The sequence below is a fragment of the Streptomyces sp. NPDC030222 genome (assembly GCF_055573115.1).
Map to the genome: position 1 here is coordinate 59357 of NZ_JBVICA010000010.1, position 16742 is coordinate 76098.

Here is a 16742-nt window from a genome sequence, read left to right on the forward strand (position 1 = left end):
TCCGCCCTTCAGCTCTGGTTGAAGAATCCGTCGTTCGTGCGACCCGTTGTCTCCCCGTTGACGATCTGCGTGTCGGCGGGGGTCAGCAGGAACACCCGGTTGGCGACCCGCTCGATCGAGCCGCGGAGGCCGAAGGTCAGGCCGGCGGTGAAGTCGACGACACGCTTGGCGTCGGAGGGCTCCATGGACGTCAGGTTCACGATCACCGGGATGCCGTCCCGGAAGAGCTCGCCGATACTGCGGGCGTCCCGGAATCCGTCCGGCGTGACCGTGGCGATCCGGCGGCCGTGGTCCTGGGCCGCCTCGGAGGCCACGCGTACACGGGGGTCGGTCACCCAGGGTTCGCCGTTTCCGGTCTCCTCGGTGTACTCGTCGTCGTAGTAGCGGTCGTCGTCATTGTCCTCGACAAGTCCCAGCCAGGCGCTCGCCTTGCGCACCGATCCCATTGGACGCCTCCTTTCACAGCGGTTCCTCAACGCTCCACACCCCTATGGTCGTCCATGATGCGGATCGCGTGCCAAGTGGATAGACGCCGCACAGGGGATTCGTGACGGTTCTGGTGCAGAACGTGTGGTGGTTCATCAAGGTTCTTCCTAGGAAGGGCCCCTGACGGAACGCAAAATATGAAAGTCAGGCTGTATGGGTGAGTGGTGAGCGTACGGATGCGTGTGAGCGGCGGATACGATGCCTGCCGCACAGCCGTACGAAACCGGGGGGATCCCCTTGTTCGGAATCGTCAGACCATGCTCGCACCGGCTCTCCGAAGGCCTGAAGACCGAGTGGATGGCCCATCTCTGCGGGCTCTGCCTGGCACTTCGGTCCGACCACGGACAGCTCGCCAGAGTTGTGACCAACTACGACGGGCTCATAGTCTCCGTTCTGACGGAGGCTCAGTCGGAGCGGACCACCGGCTGGCGTCGCACCGCCGGGCCCTGCCCGCTGCGGGCCATGCGCACCGCTCCAGTCGCCCGCGGTGAGGGAGCCCGGCTGGCCGCCGCGGTCTCCTTGGTGCTGGCCTCAGCCAAGGTCCGGGACCACGTGGCAGACGGGGACGGGCTGTTGAAGCGGCGCCCGGTCGCGGCGGCCGCCCGCCGGGTCGCCGGGAGCTGGAACCGGGCCGGTGCGCGCACCGGCGCGGCGCTCGGCTTCGACACCGCCGTCCTGCTGGACGCAGTCGACCGGCAGACCGGTGTCGAAGCCCTCGCGGGCCCCGGCACCTCGCTGCTCACCGTCACCGAACCCACCGAGACGGCCACTGCCGCTGCCTTCGCCCACACCGCCGTACTGGCGGGGAGGCCGCAGAACGTGGAGCCGCTCAGCGAGGCCGGTCGCCTCTTCGGACGGCTCGCCCACCTGCTGGACGCCGTCGAGGACCAGCAGGCCGACGCCGCGTCGGGCGCCTGGAACCCGCTCACCGCCACCGGGACCGGACTGGCCGAGGCCCGCAGGCTCGCCGACGACGCACTGCACGGCATCCGCCTGGCGCTGCGCGACGCGGAGTTCACCGACGACAAGCTGGCCCACGTCCTGCTGGTCCATGAGCTCCGCACCGCCGTGGACCGCGCCTTCGGCACGACCGGCTGCGGTCACCAGGGCCACGGCCGTGAGCCGCACCAGGTCATGAACAGCACCGGCAACCCCTTCGGGGGCGGAAACCCGTACGGGGGCGGCGCCTACGGCGGCGGTAACCCCTACGGCGGGAACCCTTACGGCGGCGGCCCTGTCGGCGGTGGTGCCGGTGGCGCGGGCGGCCTGCCGCCCGGTGCCGGCGGACAGCCCCAGCGCCCCCCGCGGCGCGGGTTCTGGGAGGGCTGCGCCGTGGCCGTGGGCCTCTGCTGCACCTGCCGGCTCTGCTGCGCGAAGGAGTACGAGGGCCCGTGGTCGCGGAAGAAGCGCAAGGGTGCCTGTCGCGACTGCGACTGCGACTGCTGCGACTCGTGCGACTGCTGCGGCTGCGACTGCTGAACGCCGACGGACTGCCTCTGACCTCGTACAACTGTGTGAGGTCAGGAGTGGAGGAACCTCTCGGGGCTGCCGTTCGGGGTAATGCGACGGCTGTACGGGGGGAGGGGTGGGGGCGTGCGGCATGGTGTGAGGGCGCGGGAACGGGCGCGCTGAGGCACGGGGGTGCGCAGGCGGGCAACGGGGTCATGGGTCCGGGTCTGCACTGAGGCACGGGGGGGTGCGGGCGGGCAACGGGGTCATGGGTCAGGCCGCGGGCCGGTCGGCCCGCCCGTCGGCGCGATGCACCGCCGCGTTTCGGACCGCCGAAGTGGCGGAACGGCGAATTCCGGCCGTGCCCGGCTGGGGGTACGGGCCCCGGGGCCGTGCGGCCGGCACGTCCGGCGCGGGGAACGGGACCCGGGCGGCGGGTCCTTCGACGGCGGGGCCCGGCCACCTTCGGTGGCGCCCTGGCCGGGCCTGCTTCCAGGGCGTATCCCGCCGCCGGGGGCTCCAGCGGTGGCGCGATACCGGCGGGGCCGCGGGTGGGCCGAGCCGTGCCCGTCCTCGGCCGGATCGCCGGTCCACCACCAGTCCACCACCGGTTCTTCACCGGCTCTTCCGCCGGTCCATCCAGCGTCCTTCCCCGGCGCCCGGCCGAAAGCCACCCTTGTCCTCCCGTCCGGGCCGCCGAATACTCCGTGCCAGCGCTTGTCAGGGACAGGACATTCAGCCATTCCGGATCGCCTGTCCCCGGCTGCCGCTCACGGGTCCACCCCCACCATGACGGACCCTCAATTCCCTTCGGGAGGACAAGAAGTGAGGACCAAGCGCACCACCTTCCGCAGCGGTTCCGCGAGACGTAACCGGCTGATCGCCGTCGCCTCCGGTCTGCTGGCCGCCGCCGGACTCGCCGTTCCCCAGGCGAACGCCGAAACCACCCCCACCCTGTACAGCGCCACAGCGCTCGCCGCCGCGGGCGACGCCGTCCTCGCCGCCGACGTGGCCGGCACCGCGTGGTACGTCGACCAGGCCGCGGGCCGGCTCGTCGTCACCGCGGACAGCACCGTCTCCAGCGCCGGGCTCGCCCGTATCCGGAGCGCTGCCGGAGCCAACGCCGGCGCCCTCGAGATCGAGCGCACCCCCGGCAAACTGAGGAAACTGATCTCGGGCGGTGACGCGGTCTATGCGAGCAGCTGGCGCTGCTCGCTGGGCTTCAACGTCCGCTCCGGCAGTACCTCCTACTTCCTGACCGCCGGACACTGCACCGACGGTGCGGGCACCTGGTACTCCAACCCCGGACGCACCACCGTCCTCGGTCCCACGGCCGGATCCAGCTTCCCGAACAACGACTACGGTCTCGTCCGGTACACCAACACCACGATCACCAAGTCGGGCACGGTCGGCAGCCAGGACATCACGAGGGCCGCGAACCCGACGGTCGGCCAGTCGGCCTGCCGCCGCGGCTCCACCACCGGCACCCGCTGCGGCAGCGTCACCGGCCTGAACGCCACCGTGAACTACGGCGGCGGCGACATCGTCTACGGCATGATCCGCACCAACATCTGCGCCGAACCCGGTGACTCCGGCGGAGCGCTCTACTCGGGCAGCACCGCCCTCGGCCTCACCTCCGGCGGCAGCGGCAACTGCACCTCGGGCGGCACGACGTTCTTCCAGCCCGTGGTGGAGGCACTCAATGCCTACGGGGTCAGCGTGTACTGAGCCCGTACGGTCCGGCCCCGGTGCCCCTCCGGCGGCAGGCGGGCCCCCGCGCGGAACCTCCGCGCGGGGGCCCGCCCGTATTCGTGACGGCGGAGTTACCGTCGAAGTACGCCTCAGTTCGCACCCAGGGGGCCGTGATGATCGAAGAAGTCGTGGCTGCGGTGGTGGCCGCAGCGGTAGCCGGCAGCGTGTACATGCTCGCCGCGGCTCGGGTGGTCAAACAGTACGAGCGGGGTGTGGTCTTCCGGCTCGGGCGGCTGAAGAACACGGTGCGGCCACCGGGGTTCACCATGATCATTCCGTTCGTGGACCGGCTGCGGAAAGTGAACATGCAGATCGTGACGATGCCCGTGCCCGCGCAGGAGGGCATCACCCGGGACAACGTCACCGTCCGGGTGGACGCCGTCGTCTACTTCAAGGTGGTCGACGCCGCCGACGCGATCGTGCAGGTCGAGGACTACCGGTTCGCGGTCTCCCAGATGGCGCAGACCTCGCTGCGTTCGATCATCGGCAAGAGCGACCTCGACGATCTGCTCTCCAACCGGGAGAAGCTCAACGAAGGACTCGAGCTGATGATCGACAGTCCCGCCATGGGGTGGGGCGTGCAGATCGACCGGGTGGAGATCAAGGACGTGTCCCTGCCGGAGGCGATGAAGCGCTCCATGGCCCGGCAGGCCGAGGCGGACCGCGAGCGCCGGGCGCGGGTCATCAACGCCGATGCCGAGCTCCAGGCGTCGAAGAAGCTGGCGGAGGCGGCGCAGCAGATGGCGGACCAGCCGGCGGCGCTGCAGCTGCGCCTGCTGCAGACCGTGGTCGCGGTGGCGGCGGAGAAGAACTCGACGCTGGTGCTGCCGTTCCCGGTGGAGCTGCTGCGGTTCCTGGAGCGGGCGGCGCAGCAGTACGACGGGGCGGGGCAGGCACAGGCCGGGCCTGCGTCCGCCGGCCAGGGCGCGGCCATGGCTCCTTCCACGAGTGGGCCCGAGTCCGCGGCACTGGAGGCGGACGAAGGACAGACCGGTGCCGGTGCCGGGTCCGAGGCCGCCGGGGCGGCGGCCGAAGCCTCGCCGCCCGCTATCGCACCGGCCCGTGCGGCCGGACTGCCGCCCTGGGACTCGGCTCCTTCCTGGGTTCCGGCCGGGCAGATGCCGACGCACGCCATTCCCGGTGAGGACGTGGAGCGGCAGGCGGACCGGCGGGCAGGTCCGGCGGAACCTCCTGCCGAGTAGACGGGGCCTGCGGGGATCTGCGCGGTCCCCGCGCCTTGTGCGCCCTGCACGTTTCCGCGCCTTGTACGCCTGCCTCTGTGCGTTGAACGTCTGCGCGTTCCCGCGCCCCGCGCGGTGGGGTTGACCGGGGGTGTCTGTTTCGGACGCTGTCCACCTCCCCCAGTAAATCGCCAACACGTTCGAATGCGGTTCGCTGACCGGGGCTGATGGAGGCTAGAGTAATCGAACGAGCGTACGATGAACGTATCGGGCGTATGGCTTGAAAAAGGGGTGGAGTGATGGAGGTGCGGCATGGCGGGCTTCGCCCATCTGCGCGTCGCGTCCGGTTACTCCGCTCGCTACGGCGCCGCCCACCCTGAGCATCTCGTCCGGCGGGCGGCCGAGCGGGGTATGACAGCGCTTGCGCTCACCGATCGGGACACGGTCACCGGGGCCGTCCGGTTCGCGCAGGCATGCGCTGGAGCCGGGGTCCGGCCGGTCTTCGGTGTCGACTTGGCGGTGGAGGCCCTCGCTCCCCCGCCGCCTGCCCAGCGCCGCCGCGTACCGGCGCGCGGGGGCGCGCATGTCGTCGAGCCACCGCTGCGGTTCGTGCTGCTCGCACAGAGCCGGGCGGGATGGGCGCGGCTGTGTCGCATCACTTCGGCCGCCCACGCCGGTGCCGTATCCGGCGTGGCGCCGGTGGTGTCGTGGGAGGCGTTGCGCGAGTACGGCGGGCCCGATCTGGCCGTGCTGCTAGGACCGCTCTCGGAGCCGGTGCGGGCCTTGGCGGCCGGTCGCGAAGACGTCGCGATGAAGCTGCTGGCGCCGTGGCAGGAGATCTTCGGCAGAGGAGTCAGGCTGGAAGCCGTTGTGCACAAGCGTTCTGGTATCGGACCCGGATCCCTTCGACTGGCTGCTCGGACGCTGGCGCTGGCCGACCGCACCGGTACGACCGCCGTGCTCTCCAACGCCGTCCGCTATGCCGATCCCGAGCAGCATCGGCTCGCCGATGTCCTGGACGCCGCGCGGCTGCTGCGCCCGATCGACCGGCGCTGCCTGGACAGCGGGCAGCGCTGGCTCAAGGACGAGAAGGCGATGACGGTCATCGCGCAGATGGTCGCCGAATGCGCCGGAGCGGATGCCCGGCGGGCGCGTCGCCTGGTGGCGGACACCGCCGCCACGGCCGCCGCGTGCACCATCGACCCCCGGGCCGACCTCGGGCTGGGCACGCCGCATTTCCCGGAACCAGCGCTCTTCGGTGCCGAGCCCGGAGCGCGAGGAGCCGCGCGGCTGCTGCGCCGGCAGTGCGAGGCCGGCATGGCACGACGTGGTCTGGACCGCGACCGGGCGGCGCTCGACCGGCTGGACGAGGAGCTCGATGTGATCTCCCGGCTGGCCTACGACTCGTATTTCCTCGCGGTGGGCCAGGTCGTTGCCGACATCCGGGCCAAGGGCATCCGGGTCGCGGCCCGTGGCTCGGGTGCCGGGTCGCTGGTCTGCCACGTGCTGGACATCGCCACCGCCAACCCGCTCGACCACCGCCTGCTGTTCGAACGCTTCCTGAGCGTGCGCCGGGGCTCGCTGCCCGACATCGACATCGACGTGGAGTCGGCCCGGCGGCTGGAGTGCTACGACGCGATCTTCGAACGGTTCGGGAAGGAGCGGGTGGCGGTCACCGCCATGCCCGAGACCTACCGGGCGCGCAGGGCCCTGCGCGACACCGGCCTCGCGCTGGGGATCGCCCCGGCCGATGTCGACCGCATCGCCAAGAGCTTCCCGCACCTGCGGGCCTGCGACATCACCGGCGCGCTCGCCGAACTGCCCGAGCTGCGGCCGCTGGCCGGCGAGGCGTACCGGTACGGGCCCCTGTGGGAGCTTGCCGAAGGCCTCGACTCCCTGGTCCACGGCATGGCCATGCACCCCTGCGGAGTGGTCATCAGCGACGCCACCCTGCTGGACCGGCTGCCGGTCCAGCCGACCCCGCAGGGCGACTATCCCATGGCCATGGCGGCGAAGGAGGAGATCGAGGCGCTGGGCAACATCAAACTCGACGTCCTGGGCGTGCGCATGCAGTCCGCCATGGCCCATGCCGTCGCCGAGATCGAACGGACCACCGGCAACCACGTCGACCTGGACGATCCGAAGCAGGTGCCGCTCGACGACGTCTTCGCGTTCAAGCTCATCCAGGAAAGCCAGACCCTGGGTCTGTTCCAGCTGGAGTCGCCCGGCCAGCAGGATCTTCTGTCCCGGCTGCAGCCGCGCAACCCGCAGGACGTCATCGCCGACATCAGTCTCTTCCGGCCCGGTCCGGTCGCCGGTGGCATGCCCGAGCGGTACATCGCCGCCCGGCACGGCGGCAGACCGTCGTATGCCCATCCGGATCTGGAGCCGGTGCTCGCCGACACCTACGGCGTGACCATCTGGCACGAGCAGATCATCGAGACGCTGTCGGTGATGACCGGCTGCGACCGGGCCTTCGCGGAGATCACCCGGCGGGCACTCGGCGACAAGGACCGGCTGCCGAGGATCAAGGACTGGTTCCACGGGCTGGCACGCGCGCGTGGCTACAGCACGGCTGTCCGGGACGAGGTGTGGAAGACCATCGAGGCCTTCGGCGCGTACGGCTTCTGCCGGGCCCACGCGGTCGCCTTCGCCGTGCCCGCCCTGCAGAGTGCCTGGCTCAAGGCCCACTATCCGGCGTTCCTGCTGGCCGGCCTCCTCGAACACGACCCCGGTATGTGGCCCAAGCGGGTCCTGGTCTCCGACGCACGTCGGCGTGGGGTGCCGGTCCTGCCCGTCGACATCAACCACTCCAGGGTGAAGCACACCGTGGAGAAGACCGACGCGGAGCAGTGGGGCGTACGCCTCGCCCTCTCCGGGGTGCACGGCATCAGCGAGGGGGAGTGCGCGCGGATCGAGGAGGGGCAGCCGTACGGATCGCTGTCGGACTTCTGGCAGCGGGCCCGTCCCAGCAGGCCGGTCACCGAACGCCTTGCGGAGATCGGTGCCCTGAACTGTCTTCACGACGGTCGCCTCACCCGCCGTGATCTGTTGCTGCAGATTGCGGAGTTGCACCGGCAGTCGCGGACCCGGTCCGCGGGCAAGGGGCAGTTGCCCATCGACGCGGGTGCGGTTGGCGGGGCGGAGCCGAGTGGTCTGCCGGAGATGACCGGCCGCGAGGCGCTGAGCGCAGAGCTGAGCACTCTGGGCATCGATGTCTCCAAGCATCTGATGGAGCACCACCACCGGCTGCTGCGGGAGATCGGCGCCACCGATGCGGCCCATCTGGCCGGGATGCGTGCCGGTCGGCAGGTTCTTGTCGCCGGTGTGCGGGCCTCGACCCAGACCCCGCCGATCGCCAGTGGAAAGAGGATCATCTTCGTCACCCTGGAGGACGGTTCCGGTCTGGTCGACCTGGCCTTCTTCGAGGACTCCCATCCGGCCTGCGCGCACACCGTGTTCCACAGCGGGCTGCTGCTGGTCCGTGGCACGGTCCAGGTGCGCGGCACCCGCCGTACCGTCGTCGGCACCATGGCCTGGGACCTGGACGAGATCGCCGCGGCCCGTCGCGACCACGGTCCGGAGGCCGCTCTCGCTCTCCTCGGTGAGAGCCGTCCGCATCCGACTCCCGCGCAGCCGCAGCGCACCCTGGTCAATGGCACCACCGGTGCCCGGCTGCACCCGTACGCCGATCTGCTGCCCGCCGGCAGCCGTTCGGCCGACCTGAGGAAGTTCGGTTACAGCAGTCCGGGGAGTGCGGGATGAACACGCGACAGCGGCACATCGCCCACCTCTGTCTGCACGCCTCGCTGACCGAGGACCGGTACGCCGATATAATCGAACTGATGTCCGGTATCACGCCTCATGTGCAGGCCGTTCCGCCCAACGCCGTGCAGTTGGACCTGACTTCGGCGCTCCGGTACTTCGACCTGTCTCCCTACGACATGGTCCAGACGGCGATGGTCAGGCTGAAGCTCTTCTACGGCATCGACAGCAGCGCCGGGCTTGCGGGCAACCGGATGCTGGCGGCCATGGCGGCCGACGCGTCCGCGCCGGGAAAGACCACCTTGGTCCCCGCCGAGCGGGCCGCCGAGTGGCTGTACCCACGGCCGCTCACCGCCCTGCCCGGGATCGGTCGCACCACGGCGGCGACGCTCGGCAGATACGGTCTGCACAGCATCGGCCAGGTCGCCGACCTGCCCGTGGCGACCCTGCAACGGCTCCTCGGCGCCGGCCAGGCGCGGCTGCTGGCCGAACGTGCCCGCGGCCACGACCCCCGCCCGGTCGTCCCCACGGAACCGGCGACCCATCTGACCGCCGATCTCGTGCTGGAGCGGGACTGCCTCGATCCGGCGCAGCACCACCGGGCTGTCCTCTGCCTGGCCGAACAGGTCGGCGTACGCCTGCGCGGCGAGAGGAAGATCGCCGGCCGGCTCACCCTCACGGTGAGGTACGCCGACCGCAGCTCCACCACACGCACGCGCACACTGCCGGAACCCACCGACCATTCACCCGCCCTTGCGGCAACCGCCGTGGGTCTGCTGACCGCCTTGGGTCTGCAGCGAGCGAGAGTCCGCGCCTACGCGCTCCGCGCCGACGACCTGCTGTCGGCCGGCAGGTCCTGCCGTCAGCTCTCCCTGGATCCTCGCGATGCCCGCGCCCGTGCAGCCGAAGCCGCCGCCGACCGTGCCCGCCGGCGATTCGGACCGAAGGCTGTGCGTCCGGCCGCGCTGGCCGACTGACTGCGCTGCGGGGAACGTCCGGAGCGGGGAACTCCCTCGGCTTGTGGCTCACCCGGACGGCAGGGCGATCACCGATGCCGGCTGCATGCCCCGGCCTGTGTGGAGCGGTGCGATCTCGTTCGGGCTCGCCGTCCCCCGTGAAGCTCCTGTCGGCGCAGATGCCGACGGGCTGGTCGGGCACAGGTGCCGGAATGCCGTCGGGGTCGAGCGCGGCGGTCGGCTGAAGCATCGAGCGGACAGGCCCCGCCGGACCCGGGGCAGCGATGCGATCCACGGACAGGGGCCACGCGGCGGCGAGGGGTGGCCACCGGCCGGACGGGCCTCCCGCCCGGCCGGCTTCGACCCGGCCGGCGAGCGGGGGCGCAGGCTCGGCGCGGTCACGGACCGGGCCCGGGCGAAGTGGGGCCCGGCGTGAAGCCGGGCCCGCTCGCCGCCTGACGCCGTTCGGACCGGAGTCGCCGCAGCTCAGGGGCGGTTGGGCCCGGGTTCACAGGAGGCGCCGGTACCCCTTATTGGATCCCGCGTCAATTTTTACCGGCGCGTAACTTCACCTTTTTACTACCGACCCGTAGCTTGGCATGAGCACGGCTTCTTGTGGTCCGGATCACAGAACAGAGGCAGTTCGAACCCTCACTCGAGCCGCAAGGAGTCCGCACGATGCTGCCCTCCACACACTGGAAACGCCTGTTCAGACCGCTGGTCGCCGTCATGCTCGCGATCGGTGTCGGATTCGTCCCCGCCACCACCGCCGGAGCCGCGGACACCACCCCCACCGTGTCCAGCGGATGGAACAACTACAACTGCAAGCCTTCCTCGGCCCACCCCAGGCCGGTCGTCCTCGTCCACGGAACCCTCGGGAACTCCTGGGACAACTGGATCTCCCTCGCCCCCTACCTGACCAAGCGCGGCTACTGCGTCTTCTCCCTGGACTACGGGCAGTTGCCGCACGTGCCGTTCTTCTACGGCCTCGGGCCCATCGACAAGTCGGCCGAACAGCTCTCCGCCTTCGTCGACAGGGTCCTCGCCGTGACCGGCAGCTCCAAGGTCGACATCGTCGGCCACTCCCAGGGCGGCCTGATGCCGCGGCACTACCTCAAGTTCCTGGGCGGAGCCGCCAAGGTGAACGCCCTCGTCGGCCTCGCCCCCGACAACCACGGGACCGACCTCAGCGGGCTGGCCAAGCTCCTGCCCTTCTTCCCCGGCGCCGAGGATCTCATCTCCGAGCACACACCGGGCCTGCGTGACCAGATCGTCGGCTCGGAGTTCCTGGCCCGGCTGAACGCGGGCGGCGACACCGTCCCGGGCGTCAGCTACACCGTCATCGCCACCAAATACGACCAGGTGGCCACCCCCTACCGCACCGCCTTCCTGACCGGCCCGAACGTCAAGAACGTCACGGTCCAGGACCTGTGTGCGCTCGACCTGTCGGAACACGTGGCGATCGGCGTGTTCGACCGGATCGCATACCACGAGGTGGCGAACGCCCTCGACCCGGCGAACGCCACCAGGACCACCTGCGCGTCGGTCTTCGAATGACCTGGACCCCGGTCCGACCCTGGTCGGCCTTCGGCCCGGGTCGGACCGGTCCCGGGTCCGATCAGGCCTTGCGGCGCGCCACGGCGAACACCACGCCCGCGCCCAGCGCCAGGGCGGCGGCACCACCGACCGCGAGGTAGGCGGTGCCGCTGTCGCCACCCGTCTGCGCGAGGCTCGCGTCACCCGCGGGCACCGCGTCGGACGCGGGGGCGCCCTTCGCCTCCGGCTGGTTGCCCGTGTCGTTACCGGGCGCCGGGGAGTCGCCGCCATGACCGTTGTGGTCGACCGTCGACTTCCCGGCGCCCGCTTCGATCGCCTCGTCGGACGGCGCGGACGCAACGGGTGCGGGGGCGGCGGGCGCGGGAGCCACCGGCGCGTCCTTCGTGCCGGTGTCCGACCCGGCGCCCGTGCCCGCGTCCGTTCCCGTGCTCGTGCCCGCGTCCGTTCCCTTGCCCGTACCCGCGCCCGTACCGGTACCCGACCCGGCGCCCGTGTCCTTCCCGAACACGACGTCGGAGCAGGTGTAGAACGCCTCCGGGCTGTCCGACCGCTGCCAGATGCTGTAGATCAGATGCCGGCCCGACTTCGCGGGAACGGTCCCGTCGAAGACGTACGCACCGTTCACCAGCTTCGGGTCCGTAACCTTCGCGAACGGCTTGGACTCCAGGTCCGACCACTTCAGCGGCTTCGTCGGGTCGTACCCGTCCTTGGTGATGTACAGCTCGAAGGAACCCTTGTGCGGGGCCGTCGCCTTGTACTTGAAGGTGCGCCCGCCCGCGTTCATCGGACTCGCCGGCCAGTCCGCGCGCGCCGCGTCGAGTCCCTTGTACTTGTCCCGGTTGGCGCTGCACAGCTTGCCGTCCGGGATCAACTGCCGGTGCCTGCCCGCGGCGTCGCCGATGTTGACCTCGTTCCAGTCGTACAGCGGCTGCGTACCGCCCGCAGTCACCAGCGCCTTGCACGCCTGCGAGTCCGGACTCTCCGGCCCTTCCGCGAAACAGGCCGCTGTCCGGCTCACCGGATCGGTCATCGAACCGTGGGCGACCGCGGGCCCGGCGGACAGCCCGGTCAGTGCGAGCGGAACGAGGCCAAGCGCGGCGACGACGGCCGCGGTACGACGAACGGTCATGGTGACGAACTCCTTCGGGGAAGTGCACGTGGGGGAGGGGTGGGACCGCCCGCCTGGCACCGCCCCCCGCGCGGCACCACCGGCGAGCCCGGCCCCGATGACCAGCACGCTAGCCCTCGAAAACCCCGGAACCCCCGCCCCGAAGGGCGCCGCGACGATCTTTATGCCGTGCTTAAGGAAGGGCTGAGGGGGACTTCAGGGAGGAGGGCTCGACTGCTTGTCGGAGCCACTTCGCGTACGTCGCCCTGTCAGGCTGCGGCCGGTCCGCGGAGTCAGGGATGGTTGATCCCGCGTCATCGCAGGCAAGCCCCGTTACGGCGGGAGTTGCATGTCTTGTCGTCCCCTTCGTCGTTGTGGACGTCAGCATCCCTTGACATAAGAGGAGTTGTGACGGACGTCGCCTGCTCCCGGGGAACCCCGACACCCCGGCCGAGGCGGTGAAGCCTGTCGGCGGCCGACCCGGGCCGGTAGCCGCCGGCCAGTGATCGAAGGCGGCCGCCGCGCGGTGGTCCTGCCGGACGACGACGTGGACGAGCAGCCCTCCGAGCGGGGCAGCGCTCCATGGCGGCCAGACGTACGTCACCCGAACGGAGGCACCATGCGGCCGGCCGTTCCGTTCCGCGGGCAGCGGACGGGGCGTCGGCATTGCCCGTACACCACCCCTGACCTGCGGCGCAGCAACGAGTGAGGAGGTGTGCGCAGGCTTCGGTGCGCTCGGGGGCCGGCTGATCGGGGTGTAACGGAGTCCGCGTGGTCACTACCCGATCGAGTGTTGCGAGGGGGCCAGGACGGCCTGGGGCAGGGGGACTTCGGCGTCACCCGTACGGCCGAACCACTGCGGGTGAGGCCTTGCCCCCATTGGGCCCTGCCCACGGCGGAGTTGCGCCGCCAAAGGGCCCATGAGTCGGTAGGAGTCGTGTCCCGCCGGATCTCAACCATCAGGAGGAGACATGGGCACGATGCAGAACGGCCAGTCGGCCGACAGGCTCTCCGTGGTCTTCGCGGTCCACGTGATCGAGGGCGGCGAAGAAGGATTCCTGGAGATGTACGACCGGATCCGGAAGTCCGTCGCCCGCACCCCCGGGCACATCATCGACCGGCTGGGAGAGCCCGTCGACGACTCCCGGCAGTACGTGATCACCAGCGAGTGGGAGACCCCCGAGCACTTCTTCGCCTGGCTGCAGAGCGAGGAGCACCGCTCGATGATGGCTCCGCTGCGGAAGTGGGTCGACAAGACCCAGTCGCTGCGGTTCCGGGTCGTCAAGGAGACCTCGGAGGTGAAGTCATGACGCGCACCAGTGGACCCGTTGCGGTCCTCGGGCTCGGCACGATGGGCAGCGGCCTCGCCGGCCGTCTGCTCGACCAGGGTGTACAGGTGCGGGTCTGGAACCGCACCCCGGAGCGGGCGGAGCCGCTCGCGGAGGCCGGGGCCTTCGCCGCGGCCCACCCGGCCGAGGCCGTCGAGGGCACGACCGCGGCGATCTGCACCGTGGCCGACGGTGACGCCCTACGCGCGGTGCTGCGGGGCCCGGAGGGAATCCTGGCCCGCGGCTCGTACCCCGGCGCCCTGATCTGCGCCAGCACCGTCTCCCCGGAGGAGGTCGTCCGCCTCGCCGGGGGAGAGCCCTCCGTGCTCGACGTGGGCATGCTCGGCAACCGGGAACACGCCCGCAGCGGTGATCTGCGGCTGTTCGTCGGCGGTGAGGAACGGGTCTTCACCGCGGGCCGGCCGCTGCTCGACATGCTCGGCAAGGAGGTCGTCCACCTCGGCGAGCTCGGTTCCGGCATGCGGATGAAGCTGCTCCTCAACCTGCTGATGGGCATAGAGGTGCAGGCTCTCGCCGAGGCCGCCGAGCTGGCCGCCGCGAGCGGCCTCGACCGGCAGCTCGTCCTCGGCACCATCGCGGGCAGCGGCTTCGCCTCACCGGTCATGGCCTTCAAGTCGAAGCGCCTGGCGGCAGGCCGCTTCGAAAAGCCGGACTTCCGGCTCTCCCTGATGGCCAAGGACCTCCGGCTCGCCACGGAACAGGCCGACGCCGCAGGACTGCGGCTGCCGCTGACCTCCGCGGCCGCGGAGACCCACGTCCACGCCGTCGAGCAGGGACTCGGTGAAAAGGACTGCGCCGCAGTCGTCCAGGCACTCACACGGAACACGGGAACCACCACATGATCATTGACATCCACGGGCACCTGTCCCCGCCGGAAGCCGCACAGCGCTTCCCCATGCCCCCCAGCCTGACCGACGTCGACGGCATGCTCGCCGCGCGGGCCCAGGCCGGGATCGACCTCACCATCATCGGCAGCCCCGTCGGGGCCGGCGCGATGGCCCGGGTCCCGGGCGTCGACAACTACGCGCAACCGCGCGACCGGCTGCGCAGGTTCCACGACTGGATGTCGGGCCTGATCGCCTCGTTCCCGGACCGGTTGCGCGGGTACGTGTACGCCAACCCGTTCGGGGACGACGATCACCTGGAGGGTGTCAGGGAGACGCTGGCGGACCCCGCCTTCGTCGGCCTGATCACCACCTCGAGCGTCCACGGCGAGCTGCTCGGCTCGCCTCGGGCCGACTCCTTCTTCGCGCTGGCCGCGGAGGCGGGAGTCCCGGTCATGGTGCACGCCCCGGCCGAGCCCATCGGCACGGAGCGGGTCGAGGACATCGGCTTCGTCGAGCAGATCGGCCGCTTCGGCGACGTCACCATGAGCATGGCCATGATCGCGTTCGCGGGATGGCTGGACAAGTATCCGGACCTGCGACTGATCGGTGCCACCGGCGGCGGTGCCATGGCACTGCTGCCGGAGCGCCTCCAGACGGCGGCGCGGCCCCGGCACTGGGGCGGGGGAGCGCCGCCGGCGCGGCCGTCCGCCCCGCCGGCGGCCGACCCCGGCGCGGCGCTCCAGCGCATGTACGTCGACACCAGCCCGCTCAGCTCCGCGCACCTGAGCCTGAACGCCGAGGTCCTGGGGCCCGAACGGATGCTGTTCGGCACCGACTCGCCGCCGCTGTCGGTGCCGCTGGAGGACTGCATTCGCATGATCGAGAAGCTGCCGGTCGACAAGGCCGCCCAGCAGCTCATCCTCGGCGGCAACGCCGAGGCCCTCTTCGACCTCAGGAGTCGTCCGTGACCACCACGCAAGACCCCGTCGTCGCAGCCGAGCGCTGCACCCCGGAGTTCCGGCGGAACCCGCACCCGTTCTACGCCGGCCTCCGGGACAACGCGCCCGTCTGCCCGATGAAGCCGCCGCACGGCGTCGTCACGTACCTGATCACGCGGTACGAGGACGCCAGGGCCGCCCTGTCGGACCCGCGGCTGAGCAAGGACATGTCCGGAGCCATGGACGCCTACCGGAGGATCTTCGGTGACTCGTCCGTGGCCCTGGACGACCACATGCTCAACTCCGACCCGCCCAAACACACCCGGCTGCGCAGGCTGGTCAACGCCGAGTTCACCCCCCGCCGGGTGGAGGCGCTGCGGCCGCAGATCCTGGAGGTCGTCGACAGGCTGCTGGACGCCTGCCCGACGCACGAGCCGGTCGACCTGCTGCCCGCGTTCGCCTTCCCGCTGCCGATCACGGTGATCTGTGAGCTGCTGGGCGTACCGGCGGACGACCGGGCGGACGTCCAGACCTGGTCCAGTACGGTCGCCCAGACCGGGTTCGGCGAGGAGTTCAAGCGGGCCCAGCAGCAGGCCGAGGACAGCCTGCACGCCTACTTCACCGATCTCATCGCGCGCAAGCGCCGCCGGCCGGGTGACGACCTGCTGAGCGCGCTCACCGCCGCCCGGGACGCGGAAGGCCGGCTCAGCGAGAACGAGCTCGTCTCCACGGCGTTCCTGCTGATGTTCGCAGGTCACAAGACGACCGCCTACCTCATCGGCAACGCGGTCCAGACCTTCCTCTCCCATCCCGCTCAGCTCCGCGCCGTCCAGGACGACCCCGAGCTGATCGCGAAGGCGGTGGAGGAGCTCGTCCGCTACGAGGGCTCGGTGGAGAGCGCGACGTTCCGCTACGCGGCCGAGGACATGGAGATCGGCGGGACGACCATTCCCAAGGGCGCCCTCGTACAGATCGCCATCACCTCGGCCAACCGCGACCCGCGGAAGTTCGACGCCCCGGACGAGTTCGACGTGATGCGGCCGGGCAACGCGCAGAACGCCCATCTGGGCTTCGGCCAGGGCGCGCACTACTGTCTGGGTGCTCCGCTGGCCAGGCTGGAGACGCAACTCGCCCTCAATGGTCTGTTCGGCCGCTTCCCGCGGATGGTCCCGGCAGATCCCCTGCGGGAGCCCGCCTGGATGGAGGTTCCGTTCCCGGCCTTCCGCGGCCTCACGGAACTGCCCGTCGTGCTCGAGCCCGCCGGGGCGTGATCCCGGCGGCGGGCCTCGGCCCCCAGGCGCACGCCGGCTGCCCGTAGGGGCGAGATGCCACGGGCAGCCGAGGCTCCCGGCAGAAGCGGCGACGCGGGCGGCG

At 70.9% G+C, this 16742-nt stretch carries 12 protein-coding genes; 10 read left to right on the plus strand and 2 right to left on the minus strand.

The window, feature by feature from the left end; genetic code table 11:
* Positions 1-8: 8 nt before the first annotated feature.
* Entirely contained in the window at positions 9-446 is a 438-nt protein-coding gene (locus ACZ4Z5_RS16530; RefSeq protein ID WP_468262785.1) for a cell division protein SepF, read from the minus strand.
* A gap of 277 nt (positions 447-723) precedes the next feature.
* On the opposite strand from ACZ4Z5_RS16530, the gene ACZ4Z5_RS16535 reads away from it, so the two are divergent.
* From ACZ4Z5_RS16535 to ACZ4Z5_RS16560, 6 genes are all read left to right on the plus strand, one after another.
* Positions 724-1965, plus strand: coding sequence for a DUF5685 family protein (locus ACZ4Z5_RS16535; protein WP_468262788.1), 1242 nt, complete (start codon positions 724-726; stop codon positions 1963-1965).
* A gap of 795 nt (positions 1966-2760) precedes the next feature.
* A complete protein-coding gene (locus tag ACZ4Z5_RS16540) occupies positions 2761-3663 on the plus strand; it encodes a S1 family peptidase (protein WP_468262790.1) in 903 nt (300 codons plus the stop codon).
* Positions 3664-3800: 137 nt separating this feature from the next.
* Positions 3801-4889, plus strand: a complete 1089-nt coding sequence (locus tag ACZ4Z5_RS16545) for a slipin family protein (RefSeq protein WP_468262794.1) — start codon at positions 3801-3803, stop codon at positions 4887-4889.
* A gap of 291 nt (positions 4890-5180) precedes the next feature.
* Positions 5181-8633, plus strand: coding sequence for a DNA polymerase III subunit alpha (locus ACZ4Z5_RS16550; RefSeq protein WP_468262796.1), 3453 nt, complete (start codon positions 5181-5183; stop codon positions 8631-8633).
* The gene (locus tag ACZ4Z5_RS16555; protein WP_468262799.1) at positions 8630-9610 is read left to right on the plus strand and encodes a DNA polymerase Y family protein; all 981 of its coding nucleotides are present in this window, start codon (positions 8630-8632) and stop codon (positions 9608-9610) included. Before ACZ4Z5_RS16550 ends, ACZ4Z5_RS16555 begins: the two co-directional genes overlap by 4 nt.
* A 657-nt stretch (positions 9611-10267) precedes the next feature.
* Entirely contained in the window at positions 10268-11146 is an 879-nt protein-coding gene (locus ACZ4Z5_RS16560) for an esterase/lipase family protein (protein ID WP_468262802.1), read from the plus strand.
* 61 nt (positions 11147-11207) lie between these two features.
* On the opposite strand, the gene ACZ4Z5_RS16565 is transcribed toward ACZ4Z5_RS16560, so the two are convergent.
* Complete coding sequence (locus ACZ4Z5_RS16565; RefSeq protein WP_468262805.1) at positions 11208-12275, minus strand: lytic polysaccharide monooxygenase auxiliary activity family 9 protein; 1068 nt, start codon at positions 12273-12275, stop codon at positions 11208-11210.
* Positions 12276-13225: 950 nt separating this feature from the next.
* On the opposite strand from ACZ4Z5_RS16565, the gene ACZ4Z5_RS16570 reads away from it, so the two are divergent.
* The 4 genes from ACZ4Z5_RS16570 to ACZ4Z5_RS16585 are packed head-to-tail and all read left to right on the plus strand — an operon-like array spanning position 13226 to position 16639.
* Complete coding sequence (locus tag ACZ4Z5_RS16570; protein WP_468262808.1) at positions 13226-13564, plus strand: antibiotic biosynthesis monooxygenase family protein; 339 nt, start codon at positions 13226-13228, stop codon at positions 13562-13564.
* Complete coding sequence (locus ACZ4Z5_RS16575; RefSeq protein WP_468262810.1) at positions 13561-14445, plus strand: NAD(P)-dependent oxidoreductase; 885 nt, start codon at positions 13561-13563, stop codon at positions 14443-14445. The genes ACZ4Z5_RS16570 and ACZ4Z5_RS16575 overlap by 4 nt, the downstream gene beginning before the upstream one ends.
* Positions 14442-15398 (plus strand): amidohydrolase family protein, encoded by a 957-nt coding sequence (locus ACZ4Z5_RS16580; RefSeq protein WP_468262813.1) that lies wholly within the window; start codon positions 14442-14444, stop codon positions 15396-15398. Before ACZ4Z5_RS16575 ends, ACZ4Z5_RS16580 begins: the two co-directional genes overlap by 4 nt.
* Positions 15395-16639 carry a cytochrome P450 family protein gene (locus tag ACZ4Z5_RS16585; RefSeq protein ID WP_468262816.1) on the plus strand — a complete coding sequence of 415 codons (1245 nt, stop codon included), beginning with the start codon at positions 15395-15397 and terminating at the stop codon, positions 16637-16639. The genes ACZ4Z5_RS16580 and ACZ4Z5_RS16585 overlap by 4 nt, the downstream gene beginning before the upstream one ends.
* The last annotated feature ends 103 nt before the right edge of the window (positions 16640-16742 follow it).